The sequence below is a fragment of the Aeromonas sp. TECH754 genome, from assembly GCF_056279295.1.
Map to the genome: position 1 here is coordinate 2,323,823 of NZ_JBWBRA010000001.1, position 13,543 is coordinate 2,337,365.

Consider the following 13,543-nt stretch of genomic DNA (forward strand, 5'->3'; position numbering starts at 1 on the left):
CTCTGAGGAAGGCTCCCGGCGCGGCGCCTTGGCCACACCGGGATGCTGTCTGATTCAGTTGTTCACCTTGACCAGATCGTCCGGGATCCAGGTCTGGTCATAGAAACCGTCTTCGGTGCCATAGAGGCGCAGGGCCACCAGGAAATTGCGTCCCGCTATGGTCTTGATAAAGGCGCTGTCTGCGACATCTTTTGGCTTGCTCGGCCCAAACCAGAGGTCGATGGAGCCATCCTGGTTCTTCGGAATGTCGTAATAGCCGTTGGTGGAGGGCAGCAACTGATCCGTCTCCGGCATGGTGCCGTCGGTGATGTTGTAGGCGGTCACCGCCCAGAACAGGGCCGCCGGCGGGTTGGCAGGCAGGTGCAGCTTGTAGGTGTTGCCGCCGTCCAGGTGCTTGCCGTCCTTATCCTTGGTCGCGTAGGGATACTTGGAGCCCGCCCCCGTGGTGTGCATCACCATGGCCGCCGCACTCGAATAGGCTATCTGGAAGAAGGCGGCGCGCTGGTTCTTGTCCAGGGTGGCGTATTGCATCCACTCGGCGGTAGCCCCCGCCCAGGAGTTCTCCCACTGGCGGTTCGGGTAGTAGAGCTGGCGCTGATCGTCGCGTCCCACCTGACGGCGGGCCAGGATCATGCGGGGTGCCATCTCCACCGCCTTTTTCAACAGAGCCTCTTGCCCCTTGCTCGGTGCGAACGGCTTGCCTTTGACGATGCCGATGCTCAGCAGGGCGCTGCGGGTCTGGTCCGGGATCGCGGTGAGCGGCTCGTAATCGACGAATTCCTTGAGTTTCTGCCAGTAAGCGCCATCCGTCGGGTACATCATGGTGACCCGCTTGCCGCTCGCATCCGGGAACTCCATCGGCTTGACCTCCTTCTCCACGTCCCACAGGGGATAGACCCGGGTGGTTTCCGCATTCTTCACCGCCGGGGCCGGATCCGGCTTGCCCTCCCCCTTGCCCATGATGGTGCGGAAGAACAGGAAGACGTTGTAGGTCGATGACTTGAACGCGAAATAGCCTTGCGGCACAGGCCCTTCGTAATCCGGCGGCAGCAAGAGATAGAGACCGCCACGGGCGCGATCCGGGCCTATGGCTCCCACGTCCGTGATGGTCTGCTGGAAGAAGTCGGTGAACATGCCGATGACGTTGGCCGGCGCCTTGATCACCAGGGGGCCGGTTTTCTTGAGATCCAGATAGCTCATGGAGTAGATGACATCCCCATTGGGGGTCGGCACCACGGCGCGGCTGTCCATCCGCTCCTTCCACACCGGCAGCACGTTGTAGCCGCTGCCAAAGGCGGCCTCGGAGCCGTCGCGCAGGCCTATGGTGTTCATCAGCGGCAGGGAGACCAGATAGGCTTGCACCGCATCCTGGTAGTAGAGCTCGTCGCTCAGGGTCTTCGCCTCGGACTCAGACAGCCAGTTGCCCTTGTTCAGTTGGGTCATCAGGGGAGACATGGGAGCCTCTGCCGCCGCCATCATGGGGCTGGCCCCCAGCAGGGCGAGGAAAATGGCCGAGGTGAGATAGCGATGTGTCATAAAACCTTCCTGTTCTCTGTGAAGTCGGCGTAATAGGCGTAATCCATTACCGCCTACGAGAATGGTCTCTCTTGAGTGCGCAGTCAACGCAACATAGGCACAACGTATATGCTTCTTTCGATACAAGAAAATGACATTGGTAACAAGGGGGCGTCGATTGCCTGACCACCCCCCGTCAACGAGGAGCAATGACATGACATACAAGGGAAGCTGCCACTGCGGCAGGGTGGCGTTCGAAGTCGAGGGGGAGCTGACCCAGGCCATGGCCTGCAACTGCTCCATCTGTCAGCGCAAGGGGTCCCTGCTGTGGATCATGCCCCATGACAAGATGAAGTTGCTGACCCCGGACGAGGCGGCCAGCACTTACACCTTCAACAAGCACGTGGTCAAACACAGATTCTGCCCGGTGTGCGGCATGCACCCCTATGGCGAAGGCGTGGATCCCAAGGGCAACCATATTGTCGCCATCAATGTCCGCTGCCTGGAGGGGATAGAGCCCGAGTCGCTGCCGGTGCAACACTACGATGGTCGGGCCCTGTGACCGGGCGCTGAGCCAAGTCATCCGCACGCCGGGGCAATGGAGCCCTGGCGTGCGATCAGCCGTCAGGATGCCTCCTCTTCCCGCCACCAACCTTCCCGCAGACACTGCCCTCTCCTCGCACCGACGATGTGATCCGGCGCTAACACTCCAGTCGGCAACAAGGCTACAATCGGCGCCCACATAGGGATATTCTGCGCAGGCGTCTTATCGCCAGCTCTGCAGTCACACGAAGGAAGCACAATGTCATTTGAACACCGCCTGTTCGCCGCCCATCGAGAGCTGGCCAGCAAGGGCGTGAAGGAGATCAACTACAACCCGCCCCTGTGCCAGCTGCTGCGCAAGTTCGGCTGGCAACTGAGACCGCCCCACTATGAGCGTTTCATGGTCAATCTGATCGCCATGGGGCTGCCGGTGGGTATCATCTGGGGACTGTTGATGTGGTTCTTCGGCTGGGAGCATGAGGTGAGCCTGGGGTATGCCTTGCGCCAAACCAGTTTCTTTGCCATCGGTGTCGGCCTGCTGATGGCCATCGTCTTCCAGGTGCGCCGTCGGCAGCTCAAGTTGACCCCCTGGGAGCAATTACCTGGCTCCACACCACGGACCCAGAAGCGCTGGCAACCCAAGCAGTAAGGTGTCAGTAATGGAGCATCAACCGACAAGCCAGGAAGCCATATGACCAAGGCCCATGAAAAACTGAACTATGTGGAGTTTGCCGCAAGGGATCTCGCGGCCACCAAGACCTTCTTTACCGCCGCCTTCGGCTGGCAGTTTGTGGATTACGGCCCCGACTACTGCGCCTTTGCGGGCGAAGGGCTCGATGGTGGCTTCTACCGGGCGGATCTCTGCGGTCAGAGCGCCCAGGGCGGCGCCCTGCTGGTGTTTTACAGCGCCGATATTGCGGCAACCCTCGCCAAGGTCAGCCTGCATGGCGGTACCATCAACCGCCCGTTGTTTGACTTCCCCGGTGGCCGCCGCTTCCACTTCGTCGAGCCCAGCGGCAATGAATTCGCGGTCTGGTCGGAGGCGACCGGCACCTGATCTGGCGTGGCGCGCTCCTGGTGACTCCTCGCGGGGGCGCGCCCTTCATCACTGCCCTGATTGCTGCGCTCACCTCAATAGTGTTTTGCGACAGCGCCCCTCTTATCCACGCGCCACCGCAGGCATACTGATTCTCGTTGTCTCGAGGAGAGCCAGATGTCCGTTCCCGTCATAGTGATTGCCCAGCTCGACGCCAAGCCCGAATTTGCCGCCCAACTCAGGGCCGCCCTGACACCGCTTATCGTGGCCAGCCAGCAAGAGGCTGGTTGCCTGCGCTATCAGTTGCACCAGAGCCTGGACAACCCCCACGGCTGGATGCTGCACGAGGAGTGGGTGAGCGAAGATGCCCTTATCGCCCACCAGCAAGAGCCTCACTTTATCGCCTTCGTGGCCGACACCCAGGGCTGGTTTGCCAGCAGCCAGGTTCGCCGCTATCACTTGGCCTGACCGCCTGCACCATTTTGCTGCCCACCAGCAGTTCGACCACCGACGGCAAACTGACTGATGGGCAAACCCCATAAACAAGAACGTAAAAAGCAAGAACATGAGGAGTTTGATGATGAAAATGCCAATGATGGGTCTGGGGACCTTCCGCCTGAAAGACCAACCCCTGCGCGATTCGCTGACCATGGGACTCGAGCTCGGTTATCGCCATATCGATACCGCCCAGATCTATGACAACGAGGCCGAAGTCGGCCTGCTGATGAGTGAGAGCGGTGTGCCCCGCCAGGATATCTACCTCACCACCAAGGTGTGGACCAGCGAGTTCGGCCAAGGCAAGCTGATCCCGAGCCTGAAGGTAAGCCTCGAGAAGCTGCGTACCGACTATCTGGACTTGGCCCTCATTCACTGGCCCTCCCCCAAGGATGAGGTGCCGATGGCGGTCTATCTGGAGCAGCTGGCCGAAGCCAAGGCCCAGGGCCTGACCCGGGAGATCGGGGTCTCCAACTTCACGGTCGCTCAGCTTAAAGAAGCCATCGACATCCTGGGACCGGGCGCCATCGCCCACCAGCAGGTGGAAGTGCACCCGCTGCTGCAAAACCGCAAGGTGGTGGAGTTCTGCCGCGAGCAGGGCATCGCCATCACCGCCTATATGCCGCTGGCCTACGGCAAGGTGCTCGCCGAGCCCCTGATGCAACAAATTGCCGCGCGCCATGGCGTCTCGGCCGCCCAGGTGTCGCTCGCCTGGCTGCTGGCCCAGGAGATGACGGTGATCCCGAGCTCCACCAAACGCGCCAACCTGGCCGCCAACCTGGCCGCCCTCAAGGTCCAGCTCAGCAGCGACGAGATGGCCCAGATTGCCACCCTGGAGCGGGGCGAGCGCTGCGCCAATCCAGACTTCTCACCGGCCTGGGACTGACCCATCAGCATATCTGTCTGAATAGTGAAAACGTAAAAGCGGGAGGCACTGTGCCTCCCGCTTTTTTTGGTTTTATACGCCATCAACGCAGTGCCCACCCGATAAAACCCGAACCATCGCGATGATTGCTGCTGATTAAGCAAAAGTCATTTGATGTTGTCGTCATTTTTGACAACAAAGCTCGTCGGCATACTGACGCCATTCTCCCGTCGGGAGTCCTATCCAAGGAGTTTGTATGCCACTGGCGTTATTTGCCCTCACCCTGAGTGCCTTTGCGATCGGCACCACCGAATTTGTGATAGTGGGGCTCATCCCTACCATCGCCGAGCAACTGAATGTCTCGCTGCCCTCGGCGGGCCTGCTGGTCAGTCTCTACGCCCTCGGCGTCGCCATAGGTGCGCCGCTGTTGACCGCGCTGACCGGCAAGCTGCCGCGCAAGTGGCTGCTGGTCGGGCTGATGGCGCTGTTCACCGCCGGCAACCTGCTGGCCTGGCAGGCGCCGGGTTATGAGAGCCTGATCGTCGCCCGCATCTTGACCGGGCTGGCCCACGGGGTCTTCTTCTCGGTGGGCAGCACCATCGCCACGGGTCTGGTAGCCAAAGAGAAGGCCGCGAGCGCCATCGCCATCATGTTCAGCGGCCTCACCGTGGCGCTGGTGACCGGCGTGCCGCTCGGCACCTGGATTGGGCAACAATTTGGCTGGCGCGAGACCTTCCTGGTGGTGAGCCTCCTGGGCCTCGTCGCCATGGTGGGCAGCCTGTTGCTGATCCCCAATAACCTGCCCAAGGGCGCCGCGTCCAGTATCCGTGAGCAGCTCTCGGTGCTGACCAAGAAGCCGCTGCTGCTGGTTTATGCCAAGACGGCCCTCGGTTACGGCGGTGCCTTCACCGCCTTCACCTTCCTCGCCCCCATCTTGCAACAGGTGAGCGGTTTTGGCGCCAACGCGGTCAGCCTGATCCTGCTGGTGTACGGGGTATCGGTCGCGGTCGGCAACATCTGGGGCGGCAAGCTGGCGGACAAGATGGGCCCCCTGCCCGCCCTGAAGCTGATGTTTGCCGGGCTGGCGCTCATCTTGCTGCTGCTCACCTTCACCGCGCCCCATCCGGTGCTGGCGGTGCTGACCGTGCTGGTGTGGGGGGCCTTCGCCTTCGGCAACGTGCCGGGCCTGCAGGTGCTGGTGGTGAAACAGGCCGAGATCCATACCCCCAACGCCGTGGACGTGGCCTCCGGCCTCAACATCGCCGCCTTCAACGTCGGCATCGCCTTGGGTTCTGTCGTTGGCGGCTTCGTGGTGGAGCACCTGGGGCTGATGCACACCCCCTGGATTGGTGCGCTGATCGTGCTGCTGGCCTACGGCCTGACCCACCTCAGCGAGAAGCGCGAGGCCAAATTGGCGCTGGCGGTCTGACCCGGCCCGCAGGTAGAAAAGCAAACGAAAAGGCCGACACTGAGTGTCGGCCTTTTTCATCATCAGAATAGCGAGGATCAGGACTCTTTAAGATCCTCGTCCGCGGCCCAGCGGGCCTCCAGCCAGAGCAGGTTGACCAGGCCACAGAGCAGGGCAAACCCCAATCCCAGAATCCAGGTGAAATACCACATATCGAAACTCCCTTGAGGTGAAGGCGGTTAGTAGAGGCTGTGGCCGTGCTGGCGAACCTGATCCGTGCTGACCTTGCCGCGCACCACCCGGTAGACCCAGAGGGTGTAGCCGATGTTGATGGGCATCAGCACCCCCACTATCCCCAGCATGATGAGCAGGGTGCCCTCGCTGGAGGTGCCGTCCCACAGGGTCAGGCTGCTCGACGGATCCAGCGACGAGGGCAGCACGAAGGGGAACAGGGCGATGGCGATGGTCAGCATCATGCTGGCGCAGGCGCCGCCGCTGGCCAGGATGGCCAGGCGCGGTAGGCCGCGGGCACTGGCCAGGCTGCTCACCATGGGCAGCAGCAGACCCAGGGCCGGCACGACCCAGAGCCAGGGCTGCGCCGCGAAGTTGCCAAACCAACCGTCCGGTGCCAGCGCCACCTGCTTCATCAGCGGGGTGAGGGCGCCGTTGAGATCGCCTATCTCCTGTATCTGGTAGCCCGCCATCTGGCTGAGCCAGACGCCGCCGAGGGCAAACAGGCCGCTCGCCAGGGGGCCGAGCCAGAGGCTCTGGCGGGCGCAGCGCTCGGCAATCACCCCTTGGGTCTTGCACTGCAGGAAGCTGGCGCCATGCAGCATCAGCAGGGCCAGCGCCGTGCCCATGCAGGTCAGCAGCAGCGGCCAGTGGAACTCGAAGGCGCCGTAGTGGATGCGCAGGTGCGAGTCGAAGCGAAACGGCAAGCCTTGCAGCAAGAAGCCCAGCGTCGCGCCAAACACCAGGGTCGGCAGCAGGGCCCCGGTCACCAAAGCGCGGTCCCACCAACGGCGCCACACGGGGTCAGGCAGCTTGCTGCGATAGTCGAAACCGACCGGGCGCAGGAACAGGCCAAACAGCAGGAACATGAAGGGCACGTAGAGCGCCGAGAAGGCGGCGGCATAGACCAGCGGCCAGGCGGCGAACAGAGTACCGGCCCCGGCGATGAGCCACACCTGGTTGCCCTCCCACACCGGGCCGACGCTGTTGAGCAGCACCCGCCGCTCCTCGTCACTCTTGGCCACCACCGGCAGCAGTATGCCCACCCCCAGATCGAAGCCATCCATCACCACGAAGCCGATGAGCAGGAACAGCACCAGACCCCACCAGATCACTTTCAGAGTTTCGTAATCCATCAGAGCGCACTCCCGCTTGCCAAGACTTCACCTTGATAACGACCCGTCTGCAGGCTGGCAGGCCCTTTGCGGATCACATGACGCAACAAGAACAGCTCCACCACCAGCAGGCTGGTGTAGATGAGGCTGATGGAGATGAGGCTGAACCAGATCTGGCCCGGCTGCAGCAGGGAGACCGAGGCCGATACCGGCAGCACCTCGCTGATGGTCCAGGGCTGGCGGCCAAATTCGGCCACGAACCAGCCCGCCTCGATGGCTACCCAGGGCAGCGGAATGCTCCAGAACAGCACCCTCAGCAGGCGGGGGGACTGCACCAGCCGGCCCCGGCACAGCTGCAGGAAGGCCGCGGCAAAGAGCACCAGTAACACAACCCCTATGCCCACCATCAGCCGGAAACTCCAGAACAGCGGCGCCACCTGGGGCACGGAATCCTCGACCGCCTTGGCGATGGCCGCCTCGTCGGCCTGGGCGATGTCCTTGGCGTGGGGGGTGAGCAGCAGACCGTAGCCGAGATCGGCCCGGTGCTGCTCGAAGGTGGCGCGGGCGGCGCCGTTGCCACCGTCCTGGCGCAGCGCCTCCAGCGCGCCATAGGCCAGCATGCCGCTACGGATACGCACCTCGTGCTGCGCCTTGAGATCCTTGATGCCGGTCACCGCCTCATCCAGGGAGCGGGTGGCGATGATGCCCATCAGGTAGGGGATCTTGACGGCCGCGTGGGTGGTCTCGGCACTCTGATCGGGCCAGCCGAACAGGGTGAAGGCCGCCGGGGCGGGCTCTGTCTCCCACTCCGCCTCGATGGCGGCGAGCTTGACCTTCTGCACCTCCCCGGTGCGATAACCCGACTCGTCCCCGAGGACGATGACCGAGAGGATGGCGGCCAGGCCAAAACCCGAGGCGATGGCGAAGGAGCGCAGGGCGAAGCGCACCTCCATGCGGCGCAGCAGATACCAGCTGCTCACCCCCATCACGAACAGGGAGGCGGCCACGTAACCCGCCGCCACCGTGTGCACGAACTTGACCTGGGCCACCGGGTTGAACAGCACGGCGGTGACGTCGGTCAGCTCCATCCGCATCGTCATGGGGTTGAACTCGGCGCCGACCGGGTTCTGCATCCAGCCGTTGGCGATCAGGATCCAGAGCGCGGAGAGGTTGGAGCCAAGCGCCACCAAGGCGGTCACCATCAGGTGCTGACCGCGGGAGAGCCTGTCCCAGCCGAAGAAGAACAGCCCCACCAGGGTGGATTCGAGGAAGAAGGCCATCAGCCCTTCCACCGCCAGGGGGGCGCCGAAGATGTCACCCACATAGTGGGAGTAGTAGGCCCAGTTGGTGCCGAACTGGAACTCCAGGGTGATCCCCGTGGTCACCCCCATCACGAAGTTGATACCAAACAACTTGCCCCAGAAGCGGGTGATGTCCTTGTAGATCACCTTGCCGGTCATCACGTAGGCGGATTCGGCGATCACCAGGATCCAGGACAGCCCCAGGGTGAGGGGCACAAACAGGAAGTGAAACATGGCCGTGGCCCCGAACTGCAATCGGGACAGGCTTACCACATCATCCAGGTTAATCATGCAGGACTCTCTATGTTGCATTTAACAGTCAGCTTTTCGCCTGCCAAGTACAACATGAGTCATGACACCTATAACAGATGCAGTTATAGTGAAATACACCTATAACAGTTTAGGCCCACCATGTCCCGCTACGGCCAGCTGGCAGCCCTGCTGCAACAGCAGATAGAGCGCGGCCTCTGGCAACCGGGGGAGCGCATTCCCTCCATTCGCCAGAGCTGCAAGACCCATAACCTCAGCCCCATGACGGTGCTGCAGGCCTATCAGCTGCTCGAAAGCCGTGGCCTCGTGCTGGCGCGGCCCCAGTCCGGCTACTACGTCAAGGCCGCCTCCTCCCCCCTGCGCACCGGCGCAACCCAGCAGGCGCACTACAGCGGCTCGGTGGACATCAACGACCTGGTGTTCGAGGTGCTGCAGGCGAGCAAGTCCCGTGCGCTGGTGCCGCTCGGCATGGCGGTGGCGGATCCCGCCCTCTTCCCCCACCCCCAGCTCGGCCGGGCCCTGGCCAGCTGCATGCGCCGGCTCGATCCCTTCAGCACGGTCGCCGACCTTCCCCCCGGCAACGAGGCGCTGCGCCGCGCCATCGCCCAGCGTTATGCCAGCGACGGGCTGACGGTCGACCCCCAGCAGATCATCATCACCACCGGCGCCATGGAGGCGCTCTCCCTCGGGCTGCAGGCCCTGACCGAGCCGGGGGACTGGGTGGTGGTGGAGTCCCCCACCTTCTACGGCGCCCTGCAGGCCATAGAGCGCTTGAAACTCAACGTGGTGGAGATCCCGGTGATCCCCGGGGTCGGCATCGATCTCGCCCTGCTGGTGGAGGCGCTGATCCTGCGCCCCATCAAGGCCTGCTGGCTGATGGGCAACGTCCAGCACCCCCTGGGCCACACCATGCCGGATGGCCACAAGCAGGCGCTGATGGCCCTGCTCAACGAACACCGGGTGCCGCTAGTGGAGGACGACGTCTACGCCGAGCTCTATTTCGGCCGCGAACGACCCCGCCCCATCAAGAGCTGGGATGCACGGGGCGACAGCCTGCTGTGCAGCTCCTGGACCAAGTGCCTGGCGCCGGGCTTTCGGGTCGGCTGGGTGGTGGCCGGGCCCCATGCCGAGCGCATCCAGCGCTTGCAGCTGATGTCGACCCTGTCCACCAATGTGCCGAGCCAGCTGGCGCTGGCCGACATGCTGCGCCAGGGCGGGGTCGATGCCCACTTTCGGCGCCTGCGCCACACCCTGGCTCAGCGTCAGCAGCAGATGCGGGCGGCCCTGCTGCGCCTCTTCCCGGATGAGGTGCGCATCAGCGCCCCGGATGGCGGCTACTTCCTCTGGCTGGAGTTTGATCCCCGCCTCGACAGCCGGGCCCTGCACGCCCAGGCGCTGGCCTGCGGTTTCTCGCTGGCACCGGGGGCGCTGTTCTCGAGCCAGGGCCAGCACAATCACTGCCTGCGCATCAACAGCTCCCATCCCTGGAGCCCGGCGCTGGAGGCGGCTCTCGGGCAGCTGGCCGACCTTATCCACCGGCAACTGGGCGCCGGTTAGAAGCGTCCCTCAGGCCCGCCAGTGGGGCGGGCTCGCCTTCAACCCCGCTCACCCTTCCCCACTGCGCATCTTTTTTTCCATGCGGCTGCATCCAATCGCCACTCCCCTTCGTCTCTTGTTTGAACCTCACACAAGGAGAGACGATGAAACCCCACCCCCTATGGCCAGCCCTGATCTGCGCGGCCCTCATCCAGCTGCCGCTGCAGGCCGCCCCAAGTGCTGATCAGGCTGCCGCCTCCGAGACCAGCGTTGTCCATCGGGCCGGCGATGGCGTGATCCGCCTCTATGGCCCGGGCGGGCCGGATAGCGCGCTGAAACGGGCGGCCGCAGCCTTCCAGCAGGAGACCGGGATCAAGGTCGAGGTCACCGCCGGCCCCGAGTCCAGCTGGCGTGATCGGGCGCTGCAGGATGCCGATCTGTTCTTCGCCGGCGCCGAGCAATCCATGTCCGCCTATCTGGAGCGCTACCCCTTCCTCGACAAGCAGAGCGCCCATGCCTACTACCTGCGCCGCAGTGTCATCGCGGTGCAAAAGGGCAACCCGGCACGGATCACCGGCATCGAGGATCTGATCAACCGTCCCCTCAAGGTGGTGGTGACCGAGGGACTCGGCAGCTACAACACCTCGGGCACCGGCCTCTGGGAAGACGTCGCCGGGCGCAAGGGCTCCCTGGCCGATGTGCAGAAGCTGCGGCGCAACATCATTGCCTTCGAGCAGGGCAGCGGCGCCAGCTTCCGGGCCTTCACCGGCCAGCAGGCCGATGCCTGGATCACCTGGGTGCACTGGCCACTGAACCACCAGGACCAGGCCGATTTCGTCGAGATAGAGCCGGAGCGCCGCATCTATCGCGATCTCGTCATCGCCAGGGCAGAGGGGGCTGACGCCAGCACCCAGCGCTTCATCAACTTCATCGACAGCCCCCAAGGCGAGCCCTTATTCGCCCAGGATGGCTGGACCCGTTAACCCAACCCCATAGACAACAGACCCAAGGAGAATACCCATGAACAAGTTCCTCATCAGCCTCACCTGCCTGCCCCTCGCCTCGGCCTGGGCCCTGGAAACCCAGCCCCTGAGCGGCGCCGAGCAGTTGCCCATCGCCCAGATGACCGAGAACGGCAAGGCCTATCTGGTCGACGCACAGGGCTTTAGCCTCTATCGCTTCGACAAGGATGCCCAAGGAAAATCAAACTGTTATGCTGAATGTGCCGAGAAATGGCCGCCGGCATTGGCCAGCGCAGAACAGGCAAAGGCGGGGGTAGGCAAGGCCGCCGACGCCGGGGTTGGCCTGGTCCTGCGCGACGACGGCCGCTATCAGTGGAGCTACCGTGGCCAGCCGCTCTATCGCTGGATCAAGGATGAGCAGCCCGGTCAGAGCAGCGGAGATGGCATGAAGAATGTCTGGCACCGCGTCCAACGATGAGGTCTGAGTGAATATCGACAACCAGCAGCTCGCCCACCTGCTCGCCCGCAGTCGGCTTAGGGACAAGCAGGCATTTGAAGCGCTCTACCAGCTGACGGGTCAGCCCCTGTACGCCATGCTCCACGCCCTGCTCAAGGACAAGCAGTGGGCCGCGGACATACTGCAGGAGGGCTTTTTGAAGATCTGGCACGGCCAGAGCGCCTATCCCGCCGACTACCCCTGGGCCTGGCTCTGCCAGTGCATGCGCAATCTGGCCATCGATGCCCTGCGGGCGAAGAAGCGCCACGGGGAAACCCCGCAGGAAGAGTCCTGGGAGGAGCAAGCCAGCCAGGAGACCGAGGGGGCGCTTGCCCCCTCTTTTTCCCTCGAGCACTGCCTCGGGCGACTCTCCGCCGACAAGCGCAACGCCATAGTGCTCGCCTATCGTCACGGCCTGAGCCACCAGGAGATAGTCACCCACACCCGGACACCGCTTGGCACCGTCAAGTCCTGGATCCGGCGCGGACTGGAGGAGCTCAAGCTATGTCTGACCCAATGACCCCCAAACGCTACCGGGATCCCCGCCTTCGCGAGCGGCTCGCCGGCGAATACGTGCTGGGCACCCTGAGCCCGCGGGTGCAGGCCAGGATGAGCCGCCTGATGGCACGCGATCCCGGCTGGTGGCAGTGGATTGCCCAGTGGCAACAACATCTGGATCCCCTGCTGCAGCAGCCCCGACCGGTCCCCTCCCTGCCCCGCAACGTCTGGCGCAGGATAGAGCAGGGGATCTCCCCCAAGCCCAGGCCCAATCGCCTGTGGTGGCCGCTCGCCATGGCTGCCTCCCTGCTGCTGGGCCTGTGGTTGCAGCCGCTGCTCCCCTCGCCCTCAGCCCCCATCCAGCCGGTGCGCTACCTGGCCATGATGTCCTCCGCGGGCGAGGAGGCTCCCTTCGTGCTGGTGGCCTATCAGGGCAAGCAGCCGGGTCAGTCCAGCATCCGCTTGCAGCAGAATCAGGCGAGCCCGCTGCACCTGCCCGCCGACGCCATGCTCTGGATGCGCGACAAAGCGTCCGCCAAGCTGGTGCCCCTGGCCCCCCTCAAAGAGGTCATGGCGGGTCGCCTGATGAGCCCGACCGAATGGCAGCAGCTCAAGGCGAGCAGCGAGCTGCTGGTGATGGCGAAGGGGGACGAACGTCCACTCTATCGCGGCCACTGCATCGAACTCGGCCCCTGGCCGACACAGAGCTAGGCACAAATGTTGCCATCAAACCCGCGACATAAACCACGAGGCCCCATGACGGGGCCTCGTTCATAGAGAGGGCCCGCTTATCGGGCATAAATTTCAGACAGTCTGGTGAAACCAAGGGATTGGTAAAGGGACTTGGCCCTCTCATTGAATGACATCACCTCCAGCCGGATCTGGCTCGCATCATGGGCCTTGGCCCAGTCATCGCAGTGAGCCATCAACGCCTTGCCGATGCCGCGGGAGCGATGACTCTCATCGACCACCACGGAGCCGATACGGCAGATGGGGAGCTTGGTGAGGAAGGGGACGGCTTCATTGATCTCGATCCTGGCCGTCAGAAATCCCAGCACCCGTTCGCTGTCCACCGCCACGCAGAACAGCCGTTCCTCGCAGCCTATGGCACCCAGCAAAAACTCACGCTCCTGGGATGAGGGTGGGCAAAACACCTCTGGGGCCTGCTCAAAATGGATCAATCCGATTTGCCGATTCAGTTCGAGAATGGCGTCGATATCCTGCTCAGTGGCCTTGCGTATGTTCAATGGATGCTCCCTGCAATGTCACACT

16 protein-coding genes are annotated in these 13,543 nt (G+C 63.4%); 11 read left to right on the top strand and 5 right to left on the bottom strand.

What is annotated here, in order from left to right; all coding sequences use genetic code 11:
- Positions 1-54 precede the first annotated feature (54 nt).
- Positions 55-1,536: a DUF1254 domain-containing protein gene (locus tag ACZ9IL_RS10175; RefSeq protein WP_476003409.1), complete on the bottom strand. Its 1,482-nt coding sequence runs from the start codon at positions 1,534-1,536 to the stop codon at positions 55-57.
- A gap of 193 nt (positions 1,537-1,729) precedes the next feature.
- Here ACZ9IL_RS10175 and ACZ9IL_RS10180 point away from each other — a divergent pair, with 193 nt between their 5' ends.
- The 6 genes from ACZ9IL_RS10180 to ACZ9IL_RS10205 all read left to right on the top strand — a co-directional run bounded on the left by ACZ9IL_RS10180 (position 1,730) and on the right by ACZ9IL_RS10205 (position 5,883).
- Positions 1,730-2,077 (top strand): GFA family protein, encoded by a 348-nt coding sequence (locus ACZ9IL_RS10180; RefSeq protein WP_476003410.1) that lies wholly within the window; start codon positions 1,730-1,732, stop codon positions 2,075-2,077.
- 240 nt (positions 2,078-2,317) lie between these two features.
- Positions 2,318-2,707: a DUF6404 family protein gene (locus tag ACZ9IL_RS10185; RefSeq protein ID WP_476003411.1), complete on the top strand. Its 390-nt coding sequence runs from the start codon at positions 2,318-2,320 to the stop codon at positions 2,705-2,707.
- Positions 2,708-2,749: 42 nt separating this feature from the next.
- Positions 2,750-3,115, top strand: a complete 366-nt coding sequence (locus tag ACZ9IL_RS10190; RefSeq protein WP_476003412.1) for a VOC family protein — start codon at positions 2,750-2,752, stop codon at positions 3,113-3,115.
- A 156-nt stretch (positions 3,116-3,271) separates the two neighbouring features.
- Positions 3,272-3,562 (top strand): putative quinol monooxygenase, encoded by a 291-nt coding sequence (locus ACZ9IL_RS10195; protein WP_476003413.1) that lies wholly within the window; start codon positions 3,272-3,274, stop codon positions 3,560-3,562.
- 109 nt (positions 3,563-3,671) lie between these two features.
- A complete protein-coding gene (gene dkgB / locus ACZ9IL_RS10200) occupies positions 3,672-4,475 on the top strand; it encodes a 2,5-didehydrogluconate reductase DkgB (protein ID WP_476003414.1) in 804 nt (267 codons plus the stop codon).
- A 235-nt stretch (positions 4,476-4,710) separates the two neighbouring features.
- Positions 4,711-5,883, top strand: a complete 1,173-nt coding sequence (locus tag ACZ9IL_RS10205; RefSeq protein WP_476003415.1) for an MFS transporter — start codon at positions 4,711-4,713, stop codon at positions 5,881-5,883.
- A 77-nt stretch (positions 5,884-5,960) separates the two neighbouring features.
- On the opposite strand, the gene cydX is transcribed toward ACZ9IL_RS10205, so the two are convergent.
- From cydX to ACZ9IL_RS10220, 3 genes are read right to left on the bottom strand one after another with little or no spacing between them, the layout of a single operon-like run.
- Entirely contained in the window at positions 5,961-6,074 is a 114-nt protein-coding gene (gene cydX, locus ACZ9IL_RS10210) for a cytochrome bd-I oxidase subunit CydX (protein WP_005310033.1), read from the bottom strand.
- A gap of 27 nt (positions 6,075-6,101) precedes the next feature.
- Positions 6,102-7,229: a cytochrome d ubiquinol oxidase subunit II gene (gene cydB, locus ACZ9IL_RS10215; protein ID WP_476003416.1), complete on the bottom strand. Its 1,128-nt coding sequence runs from the start codon at positions 7,227-7,229 to the stop codon at positions 6,102-6,104.
- On the bottom strand, positions 7,229-8,800 hold the full coding sequence (locus ACZ9IL_RS10220) for a cytochrome ubiquinol oxidase subunit I (protein ID WP_476003417.1): 1,572 nt from the start codon (positions 8,798-8,800) through the stop codon (positions 7,229-7,231). Before ACZ9IL_RS10220 ends, cydB begins: the two co-directional genes overlap by 1 nt.
- Positions 8,801-8,920: 120 nt before the next feature.
- Between ACZ9IL_RS10220 and ACZ9IL_RS10225 the strand changes: the two genes are divergently transcribed.
- The 5 genes from ACZ9IL_RS10225 (at position 8,921) to ACZ9IL_RS10245 (ending at position 12,982) form a co-directional block, all read left to right on the top strand.
- Positions 8,921-10,336: an aminotransferase-like domain-containing protein gene (locus tag ACZ9IL_RS10225; RefSeq protein WP_476003418.1), complete on the top strand. Its 1,416-nt coding sequence runs from the start codon at positions 8,921-8,923 to the stop codon at positions 10,334-10,336.
- A 143-nt stretch (positions 10,337-10,479) separates the two neighbouring features.
- Positions 10,480-11,298, top strand: coding sequence for a substrate-binding domain-containing protein (locus ACZ9IL_RS10230; RefSeq protein WP_476003419.1), 819 nt, complete (start codon positions 10,480-10,482; stop codon positions 11,296-11,298).
- A gap of 37 nt (positions 11,299-11,335) precedes the next feature.
- Positions 11,336-11,755, top strand: coding sequence for a COG4315 family predicted lipoprotein (locus ACZ9IL_RS10235; protein ID WP_476003420.1), 420 nt, complete (start codon positions 11,336-11,338; stop codon positions 11,753-11,755).
- A 7-nt stretch (positions 11,756-11,762) separates the two neighbouring features.
- Entirely contained in the window at positions 11,763-12,293 is a 531-nt protein-coding gene (locus ACZ9IL_RS10240) for an RNA polymerase sigma factor (protein ID WP_476003421.1), read from the top strand.
- Entirely contained in the window at positions 12,278-12,982 is a 705-nt protein-coding gene (locus ACZ9IL_RS10245; RefSeq protein ID WP_476003422.1) for a hypothetical protein, read from the top strand. Before ACZ9IL_RS10240 ends, ACZ9IL_RS10245 begins: the two co-directional genes overlap by 16 nt.
- Before the next feature lie 77 nt (positions 12,983-13,059).
- On the opposite strand, the gene ACZ9IL_RS10250 is transcribed toward ACZ9IL_RS10245, so the two are convergent.
- Positions 13,060-13,518 (bottom strand): N-acetyltransferase family protein, encoded by a 459-nt coding sequence (locus ACZ9IL_RS10250; protein ID WP_476003423.1) that lies wholly within the window; start codon positions 13,516-13,518, stop codon positions 13,060-13,062.
- Positions 13,519-13,543 lie beyond the last annotated feature (25 nt).